Source organism: Fimbriimonadales bacterium, assembly GCA_035559795.1.
In the GTDB taxonomy this organism is placed as follows: domain Bacteria; phylum Armatimonadota; class Fimbriimonadia; order Fimbriimonadales; family ATM1; genus DATMAR01.
The window spans coordinates 124,975-138,421 of record DATMAR010000007.1 but is presented as its reverse complement, the minus strand read 5'-3'; the positions used below and the strand labels follow the sequence as shown (position 1 = coordinate 138,421).

Annotated in this window: 18 protein-coding genes, 1 tRNA gene and 1 pseudogene; 7 read left to right on the top strand and 13 right to left on the bottom strand. The window is 45.4% G+C overall.

The window, feature by feature from the left end:
- Nucleotides 1-5 precede the first annotated feature (5 nt).
- From VNK96_04965 to VNK96_04955, 3 genes are all read left to right on the top strand, one after another.
- Nucleotides 6-758 carry a C40 family peptidase gene (locus VNK96_04965; GenBank protein HWP31060.1) on the top strand — a complete coding sequence of 251 codons (753 nt, stop codon included), beginning with the start codon at nt 6-8 and terminating at the stop codon, nt 756-758.
- Between the two features lie 238 nt (nt 759-996).
- Nucleotides 997-1,524, top strand: a complete 528-nt coding sequence (locus tag VNK96_04960) for a YceI family protein (protein HWP31059.1) — start codon at nt 997-999, stop codon at nt 1,522-1,524.
- A 248-nt stretch (nt 1,525-1,772) separates the two neighbouring features.
- Complete coding sequence (locus tag VNK96_04955) at nt 1,773-2,495, top strand: queuosine precursor transporter (protein HWP31058.1); 723 nt, start codon at nt 1,773-1,775, stop codon at nt 2,493-2,495.
- Between the two features lie 98 nt (nt 2,496-2,593).
- Here VNK96_04955 and VNK96_04950 read toward each other — a convergent pair whose 3' ends face one another.
- From VNK96_04950 to VNK96_04905, 10 genes and pseudogenes are all read right to left on the bottom strand, one after another.
- Nucleotides 2,594-3,208 carry a hypothetical protein gene (locus tag VNK96_04950; GenBank protein HWP31057.1) on the bottom strand — a complete coding sequence of 205 codons (615 nt, stop codon included), beginning with the start codon at nt 3,206-3,208 and terminating at the stop codon, nt 2,594-2,596.
- 201 nt (nt 3,209-3,409) lie between these two features.
- Nucleotides 3,410-3,778, bottom strand: coding sequence for a cupin domain-containing protein (locus VNK96_04945; protein HWP31056.1), 369 nt, complete (start codon nt 3,776-3,778; stop codon nt 3,410-3,412).
- Between the two features lie 78 nt (nt 3,779-3,856).
- Nucleotides 3,857-5,035, bottom strand: a complete 1,179-nt coding sequence (locus tag VNK96_04940) for an MFS transporter (GenBank protein HWP31055.1) — start codon at nt 5,033-5,035, stop codon at nt 3,857-3,859.
- A gap of 163 nt (nt 5,036-5,198) precedes the next feature.
- Nucleotides 5,199-5,360, bottom strand: coding sequence for a hypothetical protein (locus VNK96_04935; protein HWP31054.1), 162 nt, complete (start codon nt 5,358-5,360; stop codon nt 5,199-5,201).
- A 22-nt stretch (nt 5,361-5,382) separates the two neighbouring features.
- Nucleotides 5,383-5,475: transfer RNA gene (locus tag VNK96_04930), tRNA-Ser, on the bottom strand.
- Between the two features lie 96 nt (nt 5,476-5,571).
- The gene (locus VNK96_04925; protein ID HWP31053.1) at nt 5,572-6,420 is read right to left on the bottom strand and encodes an NAD(+)/NADH kinase; all 849 of its coding nucleotides are present in this window, start codon (nt 6,418-6,420) and stop codon (nt 5,572-5,574) included.
- A 4-nt stretch (nt 6,421-6,424) separates the two neighbouring features.
- Nucleotides 6,425-7,888 carry a tetratricopeptide repeat protein gene (locus VNK96_04920; protein ID HWP31052.1) on the bottom strand — a complete coding sequence of 488 codons (1,464 nt, stop codon included), beginning with the start codon at nt 7,886-7,888 and terminating at the stop codon, nt 6,425-6,427.
- Nucleotides 7,889-8,091: 203 nt separating this feature from the next.
- Complete coding sequence (locus VNK96_04915) at nt 8,092-8,463, bottom strand: tetratricopeptide repeat protein (protein ID HWP31051.1); 372 nt, start codon at nt 8,461-8,463, stop codon at nt 8,092-8,094.
- A 96-nt stretch (nt 8,464-8,559) separates the two neighbouring features.
- Nucleotides 8,560-8,751, bottom strand: a pseudogene (locus VNK96_04910) (hypothetical protein).
- An 18-nt stretch (nt 8,752-8,769) separates the two neighbouring features.
- Nucleotides 8,770-9,012, bottom strand: a complete 243-nt coding sequence (locus VNK96_04905; protein HWP31050.1) for a hypothetical protein — start codon at nt 9,010-9,012, stop codon at nt 8,770-8,772.
- On the opposite strand from VNK96_04905, the gene VNK96_04900 reads away from it, so the two are divergent.
- Together VNK96_04900 and VNK96_04895 are read left to right on the top strand one after the other, a co-directional pair.
- Nucleotides 9,011-9,964, top strand: coding sequence for a 3-phosphoglycerate dehydrogenase (locus tag VNK96_04900; protein HWP31049.1), 954 nt, complete (start codon nt 9,011-9,013; stop codon nt 9,962-9,964). The two genes, VNK96_04905 and VNK96_04900, sit on opposite strands and share 2 nt — an antisense overlap.
- Nucleotides 9,965-9,998: 34 nt before the next feature.
- A complete protein-coding gene (locus tag VNK96_04895; protein HWP31048.1) occupies nt 9,999-10,862 on the top strand; it encodes an NAD(P)-dependent oxidoreductase in 864 nt (287 codons plus the stop codon).
- Between the two features lie 118 nt (nt 10,863-10,980).
- Here the strand turns inward: VNK96_04895 and VNK96_04890 are convergent, their stop codons facing one another.
- Together VNK96_04890 and VNK96_04885 are read right to left on the bottom strand one after the other, a co-directional pair.
- Complete coding sequence (locus VNK96_04890) at nt 10,981-11,367, bottom strand: hypothetical protein (GenBank protein HWP31047.1); 387 nt, start codon at nt 11,365-11,367, stop codon at nt 10,981-10,983.
- 96 nt (nt 11,368-11,463) lie between these two features.
- Nucleotides 11,464-11,853, bottom strand: a complete 390-nt coding sequence (locus VNK96_04885) for a Rid family detoxifying hydrolase (GenBank protein HWP31046.1) — start codon at nt 11,851-11,853, stop codon at nt 11,464-11,466.
- A 135-nt stretch (nt 11,854-11,988) separates the two neighbouring features.
- Between VNK96_04885 and VNK96_04880 the strand changes: the two genes are divergently transcribed.
- Both VNK96_04880 and VNK96_04875 read left to right on the top strand, forming a co-directional pair.
- Nucleotides 11,989-12,555 (top strand): MarR family transcriptional regulator, encoded by a 567-nt coding sequence (locus VNK96_04880; GenBank protein ID HWP31045.1) that lies wholly within the window; start codon nt 11,989-11,991, stop codon nt 12,553-12,555.
- Between the two features lie 11 nt (nt 12,556-12,566).
- Complete coding sequence (locus VNK96_04875) at nt 12,567-12,887, top strand: hypothetical protein (GenBank protein ID HWP31044.1); 321 nt, start codon at nt 12,567-12,569, stop codon at nt 12,885-12,887.
- 16 nt (nt 12,888-12,903) lie between these two features.
- Here the strand turns inward: VNK96_04875 and VNK96_04870 are convergent, their stop codons facing one another.
- Nucleotides 12,904-13,398 (bottom strand): hypothetical protein, encoded by a 495-nt coding sequence (locus VNK96_04870; GenBank protein HWP31043.1) that lies wholly within the window; start codon nt 13,396-13,398, stop codon nt 12,904-12,906.
- Between the last annotated feature and the right edge of the window lie 49 nt (nt 13,399-13,447).

The window sequence follows — 13,447 nt, the reverse complement described above, 5'->3', positions numbered from 1 at the left end:
TTAATATGGCTAAAGGACGCAGTTTGCTCTTCGCTTGGCTATTTCTTTTGATGATTTTCGCTGCTCCTTTTTCGGATGCACAAAATGCCCAAAACAGAAACCCCGAGCGTGCGAAAATCGGGAAATTGGGGCAAGTGAATCAAGAAGACGTGCCGATTTATCTGAAACCGAACGTGCGCTCGAGAGTTCTTTGCAAAGCGAAAAACGAACAATACGTAGTTTTGCGCAATCTCACTTCGGAATGGGCAACTGTAGTTATGGCGGACGGGAGCAATGGATATATACAAGCGAAATATGTAGATAGACTTCCTTTCGAGGTGGGGATAAAGCCAGAGACTTCTGTGAACGAATTTCGTATATCCGGTCAGGCGATGGTTTCACGCAACGGAAGTTGGCAAAGCCAACTCATCAGCGAGGCGATGAAATACATAGGTACGCCGTATAAATGGGGGGGCACCGATTTGCGAAGCGGTGTAGACTGCAGCGGATTCGTGCAAGAGTTATATAAACAATTCGGGATACGGTTACCCAGAACTGCGGAAGAGCAGGCGACGGTGGGAATGCCTGTCGCGCGATTGGATCAATTAGAAATGGGCGATCGTTTGTATTTCACAGACGGGGGGCGAACCAGAATCACTCACACCGGAATATACATCGGCAACGGATATTTCATTCACTCCAGCAAAAGCAGCGGTGGGGTTGCGACCGAGTTCTTATCCGAAAAATGGCTTCGCGTTTTAGTGGACGCGAGGCGGTAACTCGAAAGGGTCGTAACTTCTTTTCGAATTGCAAGCCACTTCTTCTGCGCAAAGAAAAGTCATTTCGAGTGCATCATTTGTGAAAAGTAAAAGACAAAGCGTTTACAGTAACCCGAGTTTCTAATAAAGAGCAGATTTTCGATCTCTAAAAGTTGCAGTTTCGAATCCTATTACCTTTCTATTGAAATCGCTCGCTCGAATGCGATTCGAGGTATAGTGCATCGAGCGTAGCAATTTTATGGCGCGATGGAGGTTCGAACCCGGTCACACCGCAGCAGAGTTTTGCGTGCGCCATATGATGGTGACGGACGTTCGTGGACATCTCAAAAACATCGAAGGATTTCTCGAGTTCGACCCCGAAAAACCACAAGAAGCATATACAGAAGCAAAAGTTTACGCTCAAAACTTATGCACACACGAAGAGGAAAGAGATGCACATTTGCGGAGTGACCATTTTCTCGACACGCAGAATCATCCTCTCATAGAATTCCGCTCCACGAAAGTCATTCTTACTGGCAAATATCAATACAAAGTGATGGGGGATTTGACGATTCGGGGAGTAACGAGAACAGTTACCCTCGCCGTACGTTTCAATGGTAAGGTTCATTCTCCGTTCGATGATTATAGAATCGGATTTTATGCGGAGACAGTCTTCAATCGTCACGATTTCGGAGTGAGTTGGGACGCAGAGACACTCGATGGTGGAAAGGTCGTGGGAGACGATGTATACATCACAATAGACGCAGAAGCGATTTTAGAAAGATGAATGGTTGTATTTATGGAGTGATGCGAAAAGCATAAATTATCCCTTTCCATTTTTCGTAGGGATGACCTGTGAGCGAAGCGTTTTACTAATAGAACGATTGTTTAGAACGAATTTATTATTGATTCGGTCGTCGGAGTAGAACTCGGGAACGGGAGAAGGAGATTATCGGTATCATATCCATAATTTTTTTCACAAAAAAAATAGGGTTTCGAATTCGTCTCTAAATTAAGATCTATTCGCTAAACAGTATGCGAGCTAAAAGAGCAACACAACAAAGGACACAAACGAAACACTATAAATATTACGAACTGATTATGGCTGGGTTCGTAACGGTGCTTCTTTGTTCGAATCTAATAGGACCCGGAAAGGTATGCAAACTCTTCGGAATCACTTTCGGAGCGGGAAATATTTTCTTCCCCATTAGTTACATCTTCGGGGATGTTCTCACGGAAGTCTATGGATACGCGCGAGCGAGAAAAGTCATTTGGGCTGGTTTTATCGCATTAGGCTTCGCTGCTCTGATGGGCGCAGTCGTCATCCACTTGCCTCCTGACCCTGGTGAACCATTCAACGAAAAAATTCAACCTGCGCTCGAAGTCGTTTTCGGAAATACATGGAGAATCGTTGTCGGTTCGATGATTGCATACTGGGTCGGAGATTTTTTGAATTCCTATGTCATGGCGAAAATGAAAGTATGGACGAAGGGAAGATTCTTGTGGACACGGACGATTACCTCCACCGCAGTCGGACAAGGTGCAGACAGTTTAATCTTTTACCCTTTTGCCTTTTACGGAATTTGGTCAACCGAAAAAATGTTTCAAGTCGTTCTATTCAATTTCTTATTCAAAGTTTCCGTCGAAGTCTTTTGGACTCCGATTACATACCTCGTTGTAAATTTTCTGAAGCGTGCGGAGAAGGAGGATTATTACGACAGAAACACCGATTTCAATCCATTTACATTGAAGGATTGATTGTTTCTTTAACCAAGCCCGGCAAAATCAATAACATGTAGGAGCGCTGTAAGGCGCGACGACATCTCGTAGCGAAACCAGTTGAAAAATTGTAAAACTTAAACTCTTATCTTCGCTGGTTCTTCTCTCATCAAGCCGTCCAAGGCTCTCCAAATCGATGCACTCATTCGGGAACATGCAATCTTCGCACAAAGGTAGTCCCGATTCTGTAGTTTCTTGATTCTCTTTTCCAATAATTTCGGCTCTGCGAAATCGTTTTCGTGAACCTCGAAATACTTTTCACCGTTTTCTTCGAGGTGATAAAACTTTCGAAGCCCTTCCAATTTCGTTTTCGAAGTTCCGGGCTGTTGATATTCGAAAGCGTATAAGGCTCCTAACGACTCCGCTGGTTTTTTGAAACAGCGCTCCGCTTCCATGCAAAGCTCTTCCATTTCAGGAATCGAGGAGAAAGAAATTCTTCTTCCGACTTTTTCGTCTACCGCGTTTCGAAACTCTTCCCATAAGGAAACATGATAGCGTTCTTCGTTAGCGATTCGATTTTCAGAAAGCGTTTCCCAAGCCTTCGGAATACTCGCGATGAACTTCCCGTAATCATGCGCGTATCGCTGAAGTTTCTCGATGGGCAAAGTCCCCTCACGCCAGGCGACATAAAACGGGTGCTTGTTCAAATCGTATTGCAGGATAATTTCTCTGAATTCGCTTACTGGGTTCATGACCACCTCCAAGATGCTTTTTTACCCCGATGGGCAAATATACCCGAATCGGTTTTTTTCAACATGCTCGATTCGGGCAGAACTCTCGGAAAACTTCTCTCTACCCGCCTCGTATGGAAGCAAGCGAAAAGAGATTTCAGGAAAGCAAATTCTCTAAGAGGTGCAGAGCATCTGTTGAGAAATTCTTTTAGACGTTAACCTTTATTCTGGTCGCTTGACGACGTCTGCGAGCTCGATCAAGACATTCGGCTCGTCACCTACGACCCAAGCGTCATGCCCGGGTTGCATTATAGCGACATCACCCGGACCGAACTCCATTTCGGTGCCGTCGTCCATTCGGACGCGTTGTCGTCCCGCGAGGAATATTTTCACATGGAATTTCTGGCAACTTTCTCCACCCACGACAGGCTTGACATGTTTCGACCATTGCCAGCCGGGATCGAGCGTCTCACGATAGAATGTCAAACCACCGACGGTAATGACATCGATTTTGCCTTTTTCGAAAGGACGTCGCGTTTCATCCGGTTTATCGAAGTTCTTTCCCGTGATGCTCTCAGATTGTTTCGCCATAATTCTCACCTTCCTTGAGATAATCCTAATTATAAATATTCAATATTCAATAATTCAACGTTCAAGCTTCCCCGAGTTTTATATTTTTACAGGTTTTATTTTTGCTTCTAAAATAATAAACAAAAAACCGGAGATTATTGCCATCACGCTTCCGAAAATAAATGGCGCGCTCGCACCGACGTGCGTCCAAAGCAGCCCTGCAATTAATGAGGCAAGAAACGTACAGAGTCCGATTGTCGTTTGATAGATACCAAAAGCGGTTCCCGTCTTTTCTTGAGGAACTAAATTAGAGATATAAGCCTTTCCCACTCCTTCGGTAAGAGCCATATAAATTCCGTAAAACGGAAAAAGGAACCAAAGCAGAATGCTCGCGTTCGCGAGGCCGAAGAAAAGATACACAGCAGAGAAGAGGAAAAAACCGATAAGAAGAATTTTTTTCGGTCCGACTTTGTCGGAAATCATTCCTGCGGGTGTCGAAGCAACCGCGTAAAAGAAATTAAAAAGCACATAAGCAAGTATGACTGACACTACGGAGAGACCTAAATTTTGCGCTCGCAATATTAAAAAAGCGTCGGAACTGTTTCCCAAAGCAAAGATGAAACTGATGAACAAAAAAATCTTAAAAGAAGAATCGAAATTTCGCCAGTTGAAATTAAGATCGGGAGAAAGATGAATCTCTTTTCTTTTTTCTGCAACAAAAAGTAGGAGTAAAAGAACTCCGATACTCGCAGGGATAAAGGCGAGGAAAAAAATCAAACGAAAATTATTATTCAAAAAATGAATTGCCAAAATCGCGAAAAGAGGACCCAACACAGCCCCCAATGTATCGAGCGCCCGATGAAATCCGAATGCTCTCCCACGAAGGGAGTTTTCTGAACTTTCGGCAATCAAAGCGTCTCTGGGGGAAGTACGCACGCCTTTGCCGAAACGGTCGATAAATCTCGCAAATAAAACAAAAGGCCAACTATAAGCCAAACTTAAAATTATTTTAGAGACCGCTGAAAACGAATAACCTGCAACGAGGAAGGGTTTTCTGCTGCGGTATTTATCGGAAAGCCAACCGGATACGACCTTCAAAACGCTTGCGGTCGACTCGGCAATCCCTTCAATTAATCCTACAATGGACACTGGTGCTTGTAAAACATTCGTCAGAAAAATCGGAACGATAGGATAAATCATTTCCGAGGCTACATCATTGAAAAAACTCACCAACCCCAAAAAGACAACATTTTTAGAAATGCCGAATCTATTTTTCATAAATCTTTTTCATTATTGCCAAAGACTGACACCCTCATGTTAGTTTATTTTATATGAAATCCTCAAAGTATAAAAATGTTTTGGTTGTAAAGTGGAGTTTGTACTTTTTCGGTTCTCTGGCGTTTTTTTATTTGCTTACTATGATTTCACTGAGAGCAGCTAATTACCACCTTCTTCGATTCTGTTTATCTCTTTCTTCGACGAGTGCTTTAAACTGTTTTTTCGATGTGGCTTTCTTGATGACTCGGCGAACATTCTCGAGCATGTTCGCGGTCTTCTTCGGATGCTCCATCATATATGCATCTACATCTTTGGGTGTTTTCATGATTTCATTTGTCTTGCACATCTGGCGGAGCGGGTGGGATTCGAACCCACGACCCGCCTTTTGGGCGAGTACGCGATTTCCAGTCGCGCTCCTTAGACCACTCGGACACCGCTCCTTCGAGCTATCGGATATTACACCACCCTGGGTTGGTTCACGCCTTACAGCGCTCCTGTATAATCGCGCCATACGGCGCTCCTACAGTGTCAACTTGTCAACTGCGCGCTCCCCAGAGAAGTCGAGTGCGAAGTTTAATCAAAAAATCTCTTCGGTCTACTAATAATAAACGCGTTCTGCGTTCCGAGCGTCGAACGGTGACTTTATCCCCCGAAAGCATGTTCAAGCGAAATTGGCCATCTGCTGAAACTACGACGTCTCCTCTTGCTCCGATAGAAAGCTCCACGACGCTTTCAGGAGAAAGCACCAATGGTCGAACCGCCAAAGAGTGAGGGGTAATCGGCGTCAATATCATCGCTTCTACGTGAGGGTCTACGATAGGACCCCCTGCACTTAGATTGTAGGCAGTAGAACCCGTTGGCGTTGCAACGAGAATCCCATCTGCGGGATACGACGTGATGTCTTCCCAATCCAATCGGACACTGAAAATCATCATTCTCGTGACGATCGAACGTTGTACAGCGATTTCGTTCAATGCATGCAATGTCGCAACGGTAGTGTCACCTCTTATCAGTTCTCCCTTGAGCATCATACGGTCGTCGTATTCCGCTTCGCCGTCTAAAAATTGTCGAATCGCAGTTCGAACTTCATGTGGCTCGCATTGTGTTACGAATCCGAAACGCCCGTAATAAACTCCTAAAATCGGGGTTAGCGTTTCACTGCAATAAGCGCTGGCGTGAATCAGTGTTCCATCCCCCCCGAAGGTAACGACGAGATCAGCGTCGCCGATTTTTTGCAGAGGAACACTGTCTTCGTTGAGAAGTTGTGCGCTTTCTTGGTCGAATGTGACTTTGATACCTAAACTTCGGAGCCATTGAGCGGTTTCGCACGCAGCACGCAATGCGTCTTCGCGCTGTGTATTGACGAGAAAGTTGATTCTCTGCATTGGGCTATGTGCCCGTGCGTTCCATTCGCTCTAAATTCTTTTTCGCTTCCTCATAATCGGGTTCGATTTGGAGGGCTCGTTTAAGCATTTTTATGGCTTCTTGCTTTTTGTTCAATCTTTCGAGAGTTACTGCAAGGTTGTTGTATGCTTGGGCAAAGCGAGAATCTGCCGCAATCGCATCACGAAAATATTTTTCAGCCTCTCGCATGTTTCCGTCTTTGTATGCGATGAGCCCCAAGCCGTTCAATGCCTCTGCGTGTTTCGGATTCCCCAAAAGAAGTTGGCGATAATGATATTGCGCACCCTGGAAGTCTCCGGTTCGATAAAGCGCATTTGCGAGCGCGAGGCGAACATCGTGCCTCGAAGGTGCAGAACGAATGATTTCTTTGTAGAGTTGCACCGCCTCGTCGAGTTTGCCGGTTTTGACTTTTGCGGCTGCCAAATTCATTTTCGCGTCTAAACTACCGGGCAATAAACCGGTGAGTTTCGTAAAGGTCGTTTCTGCGTCTTCATAACGACCCGAATGGAATTGGGCAAGACCTAAATTGTTCAGTGCATCGGTGTCTTGGCTGTTGATCGCCAATGCTTTTTCGTAGGATTGAATCGCCTCTTGCAGACGACCGAGTTTCCCTTGCACGACACCCAAGTTGTACCAAAGAACGGCATCGTTTTCCTTTTTCTGTACTGCGCGCTCGAGCATTTGCAATGCCTTTTGGGATTGTTTCGTTGCCAAATACGCCTGGGAAAGACCAGCAATGGTTTCTGTTGAGTCAGGGTCGAGTTGATATGCACTTTCTAAATAGGGAATCGCATCATTCACTCGATTCAAACGCAAAAGGGTGAGCCCCGCGTTCATCGAAAAAGTCGCTCGTTGTGGTCGAAGTTTCGCAGCGCGTATAAAAAGATCTGCTGCTTTATCGTGCTGTCCTTTGGCTGTGAGAACAGCGCCGAGATTGTTCAAAGTAAAAGGGTCGTCGGGTCGAATTTTCGATGCTTTTTGAAATGCCTCTTCCGCTTTGTCTAACTCTCCACGCTGTTGGCGAATGATGCCGATGTTGTACCAAGCATCGAAAAAGTCGGGTTGAATCTCCACCGCTTTTCCGAAGGATTGAAGCGCTTTATCCAAATCGTTCGTCGCCAAATATGCGCTTCCCAAATTGTTCATCACCTCTACATTTTGTGGCATTTTGTCTGCCGCTTTAACAAGGGGGGGGATAGCATCCGCTGGACGATTCGACTTAAGATACAAAAATCCGAGCCATTGCAAAACGTCTGCATTTTCAGGCGCTTCCTTTGCCAATGCTTCGACTTTAGATAAAGCATCGCCCAATTTGTTGTCTTTATATAATTGGACGGCTTCTTGAAGCCGCTGGGCAATCGAGACCTCTTGGGCGGAGGCAAGTCCAGCCGAACTTAGAAGGGCAACGACGATGAGCCATTTGTTGATGAGTGATTTGTAGATTTTCATGATTCTTTTCCCCACAAGAATATTTGCTATTTTACCTATCATCCTATGCGCAGGCTACCTATATTACGAAACAAGGCACGACAGACATCCCGGAAGGTAGTCCATCAGCCTAGCACCTAATATCCAATCCATGGACAGATTGGGTTTCTTGAGCGATCACTCAGAAGAGACGCCAATCTGTCCAGGTCATACGATTACGGTGTTTATCCGCCGCTGAGATATTTCAAAATTTCCTCAGCCATTTTTTTATGGTCCGCGTCTAAATCCGGCAATTTGAGGAGCTCTTGAGCTTCTTTCTTCGCGTTGTCGTTATCTCGCTTCTGTAAATAGCAAAACACGATAGAGAGTTTCGCATACGAACGGTCCCATGGATCCTTTGCCGATTTTTCCGCTTTTCGGAAATAGTCAATCGCTTTGTCGTATTTATCCGAGTTTTGATAGATGTCACCGATTGCGTTATATACTTGTGCGACTTCCGCGCCTTCGTATTTCGCATTTAGCGCTTTCGTCAAGTGTTCTTCCGCCTTCGTTGCATTTTCTTGCAATCCGTAGATAATTGCAAGTCTTATATTCACTTTGCCATCGTTCGGATTTTTAGCAAAACGTTTTTCTAAATCCGGAAGGTCTTTATAACCTTGTACGATTCGGGTGACTTGATTTTTGAACGCTTTCGGTCCGAGATAACCCACGATTCGCGCGAATCGTTCGCCGGTTTTGGGGTCGATGAATACAATCGTCGGATATCCCGCTATTTTGTATTTTTCTCTCAGCGTAGGTCCTGAATCTTTTTCTGCATTGATTTTAATCGGCACTACCTGCGCCGACAGCTCGATGACTTCAGGATTCGTATACGTATCCTTATCGAGCTTTTTGCACCATCCTCACCAATCGGTATAGAAATCCGCCATGACGAGTTTGTTTTTTTGTTTCGCCTCCTGGAGCGCGGCATCCCAATCGTTTTTCCAGCCGATTTCCTTTTGGGCGAATGCGGTGGTTGCCGTACTCAGAGCAGCGACGATTAAAAGAGTCTTTTTCATGTTGCTTCTCCAATCCGCAAGTTTGCGGTTTTTCCCATTATAGGCGATGGAGTCAGCATCGAGAAGCACTCGGTACAATAATTTCATGAAAATTCTCGTTGCTGATAAGTTCGAGGAGTCCGGTCTGAAAGGGTTGAAAGACGCAGGTTTCGAGGTCATTTACGAGCCTGATTTAAAAGAGGAAGCCCTTGCCGAGGCGATTCGGAGGGAGAGACCGGAAGGGCTGGTCGTTCGTTCGACACGTGTCGAGGCATACCATCTGAACGACTCTTTGAAACTGATCGTTCGTGCCGGAGCAGGATACAACACGATTGACGTTCAAGCTGCAAAAGAGAAAAACATTCGCGTGAGCAACTGCCCCGGAAAAAACGCAAATGCTGTTGCTGAATTGACTTTCGGACTCATTCTTTCCTTAGACCGAAGAATTCCCGATAACGTGATTGCCCTAAGAGAAGGGAAATGGAACAAAAAAGAATTCTCCCAAGCGCGCGGCATTTATGGAAGAACTCTCGGAATAATCGGATTCGGAAATGTCGGGCAGTTGGTCGCGAAATTAGGACAGTGTTTCGGGATGAAGGTTTTGGTCTTTAGTCGTCATTTGAGCGACGAGGAAGCGCGAAGCAGAGGAATTCAGCGCGTGAATTCCTTAGAAGAGTTGGCGAAGGAAAGCGACATCGTAACCGTGCATTGTGCACTCGACAAAGAAACGCAAGGCATGCTCGACGAGAAATTTTTCGAAGCGATGAAACCGGGGGGGTATTTCGTGAACACGAGTCGGGCGGAAGTGGTGAACCAAAAGGCTCTCGAAAAAGCCATCGAAACGAAAAAGATTCGAGCGGGGCTCGACGTTTTCGAAGGAGAGCCCTCTTCGACCGTGGGGACCTACGAAGGCAGTTTGAAAAATAATCCTTATGTATATTGCACACATCACATCGGAGCGAGCACAGAGCAAGCACAAGAAGCAGTCGCCGAGGAAACCGTGCGAATTTTCAAAGTGTTTTATGAAACTGGAATCCCCCCCAACTGCGTGAATTGCTAATAAATAAATTGCCTATGGGTATAAAGGACTTTCTATGAATATAGGTTTCGTAGGTCTCGGAGTGATGGGCTCGCGTATGGCGGGACATCTGCTCGCTAAAGGTCATTCGTTGATTGTTTATAATCGCACGGCTGAAAAAACTCTTCCTTTGAAAGAAAAGGGGGCGCATGTCGCGAAATCTTTAGAGGAACTTGCTGCGAATTGCGACCTCATTTTCGTTTGCGTGTCTCGTACCGAAGATGTTCGAGAAGTTATAGAGGGCATGTATCTGCACGCCAAAGAAGGAACGTTATTCGTCGACCATTCGACGATCGAGCCTTCTGCTGCAAAAGATATTCATCGTCGTTTATCCGAAAAAGGTCTGCGCTTTATGGATTGTCCGTTGACTGGAGGGGAAAAAGGAGCAATAGAAGGGACGCTTACGATTTTTTGCGGGGGGGATGAATCGGACTTCCTTTTCGCAAAACCGTACATGGAATCGTACGGCAAACTCATTCGACTCGTGGGACCAGTAGGTTCAGGACAACTCATGAAAATGGCGAATCAAATCGCTGTATCTTTGACTGTCCTTTCTATGGCGGAATGTTTAGTGTTTTGTGAAAAAAGCGGCGTCGATTTGGAAGACGCAATTGAACTGATCGGCAGTGGTGCAGGAGGGAGTTGGTCGTTATCGAACTACGGACCGAAGGTCGTAGCAAAAGATTTCTCGCCCGGTTTTTCCGTAAGTCTGCAACAAAAGGACCTTGTTTATGCGCTTCGAACCGCGCGAGAGATAGGAGTCTCCTTGTTAGGAACTGCTCTCGTTCATCAATTATTTGCAGCGTTAGAAAATGCGGGCAGGGGGGAAGATGCAACCCCCGCACTCTACGACGTAGTGAAAGATTTATCCGGTGGATAGATACGCGCCATCCATCTTCGAAAAACTGGTTTGGCGTGATAGCTTTTTGCGAAGATTATGTCAAAAACATAAAGAGATGCAGGTCTCTTTGATTGTGAAGCGTCCTTCTCTAATTCCACTATTGTTCGGATAAAACAAAGGCCCCCGAATCATTTTCACTAGAGTAAAAACTTCCAGTTAGGTTATTCCCTTCAAATGCCATTTTTCCAGCAAGAGTTATTTTTACCCCTGAATAATCAGCAGTCGCCACGAAGTCACCGTTCGTCTCTATCTTTCCTGTAAGGCTTCCTTGTATAGCCAATTGACTGTTAGTGATAGTTCCATTTGTGCAGTTACCATTATTGTTGATGGGTACATAAAGAAACCCTCCTTGTGGGTACTTTGTGCTCCACCATGTACCGCCCCAATTGCCAGCAAAAGGGTTCGGTTGGATAAATGTTGTTCCGCCCCCTCCACAACCTGTTAAAATTATTAGGGAAAAGAAACACTTCACAAAATATTTCATTTTGTTTATATTACACGATTTGGCACGATTTGACACGCTTAGGTGCCAAAATCGTTTTTTTTGCAAAAGATTTCTTTATCTTCTAAGCTTTTTACTTCAAACGCCTGCAACCGCAATCGCTTCGATTTCAATTAGCGCGTCTTTCGGTAGCCGCACGACTTGTACCGTAGAGCGGGCGGGAGGTTCTGCACCAACCATCTCAGCGTATATATCGTTTACAACGGAAAAGTGCTCGAGGTTCGTGAGATAGATGGTCGTTTTCACAAGGTTCGCGGGTGTCATCCCCGCAGCGTCTAATATCCCGCGAATATTGTTGATTACTTGTCTGGTTTGCTCTTCGATAGTTGGACCAGCCAGTTTTCCATCGGGTCGCAACCCTATTTGACCGCTTATGAAAAAGAATCTACCCGTTGCCTCTACGGCGTGGCTGTAAGGTCCGATTGCGGCGGGCGCACGGCTCGTGTTGATGATATGGCGTTCGCCCATATTTTATGCCTCCTCATAGAAATGCTGATTTCTATTTTATCTCCTTATTTTATTACGCTAAGTAAAGACCGAAAGGTCACTAAAGGATTCTCAGCTACTTGCAAATCAAGATTGATTATAATACTTTCATAAATTTTGAAAAATAATAATGCTCTTCAAGAAGCGCAAAGCGCGTTCATCCTCGAATGGGGAAGGATGAGCAGCAGTTGGGGCATAAACCGCACGATGTCCCAGATTCATGCTCTTTTGTTCGTTACGGGGGATGCTTTGAGCATGGATGAAATCTGCGAACGGCTTTCCATAAGTAGGGGGAATGCCTCGATGAGCCTTAGAGGTTTGATGGATTGGGGAGTCGTTCGGCGATTTAGAAGACCCGGAGATCGCCATGACCTCTATGTAAGCGATCTGAATAGTATCGAGATGGTCGCACGGGTGCTTCGGGAAAGGAAAAGGCGAGAACTCGACCCGACTGTGGACGTGATTCGCACGTGCTTAGAAATGCTTCCTGAAAAAGAAGCAAATGAGAAGTCTGCACTTTTTCGGGAACGCCTGCAGGGGCTTTTGGACGTTTTAGAGTTGGTAGATATGGCTTTTCGTTTCGCATTGATTACGGACAAGAGGTTCCGACAAATCGTAGAGGCTCGCCAGGAAATTAAAAATATCTTAGAGGCTATCGAACCTCGATTAGAGAAAGAATCGTAAAATATAGAGAAATGTCTCGTTGGACCGCTTCGGTTTGGTTGGCATTCGGTTTATCGGCAGTGTGTTTACTGCTGACGGCATTATTTGCGCGGGCGTTGTTTTTAGGAGTCGTTTTCGCAATCGGGACGGTCTATTTCGCAGCCGTCGGTATAAAGGCACTTCGAGAAGACCCTTATGATTTACGTCTGTTGCGAGAAATGGAGGAGCGCAAGGAGAAACCGAAAAAAACGGAAGAGGAAGAGGGGAAATCGGTGTTTTGCCCTTTTTGCGCAGAGGTTTACGATTCGCGCTTGAAGGTTTGTCCGAATTGTGGGCGTTCGGTTAACGCTTAAAAACTTAGTCTAAAAATTAGTCTTCTCGAATTAATTCCATGCTTAGAGCGAATCTACCGTTGTTTCGTTGCTCTTGTCGTAAAATTCCTCTTCCTTTTTCGAACCAGTTTTTCCACTCGATATCCTGTTTTTGAAAACGCATCGTCAGTGTGACGAGAATCGTGGAATGGGATATGCCGCCAATTTTTAATTCGGCAGGTTCTTGCATGATTCGTATTCGTGTATTTTCTTCTGCAAAAGGAGTTTTTACTGTTCCAGAATATGTCCATGAGGTTTTGCCTTCCGTAGGTTTCAGTAAAGTCAGGGGGGGGTGAAATTCGATGCCGCCCATTTGAGATACGACCAAAGAATTTCTCGACCATGCCATTTTCGTGTTGCCGCTTTCGCTTTCTAAGAGATAACCTCTTTCGAGTCCTACACGAGTTTCACCATTCACACGGAGTCGATAGGTTCCACTTCGTAAAGGGGTTTTCGCAACATAGCGCCACGATTTTCCCGGCACTAACGGCATCCAGTCTTGCGCACTTTTACAGGAAGCGCATAAAAACGAAAAACAAAAT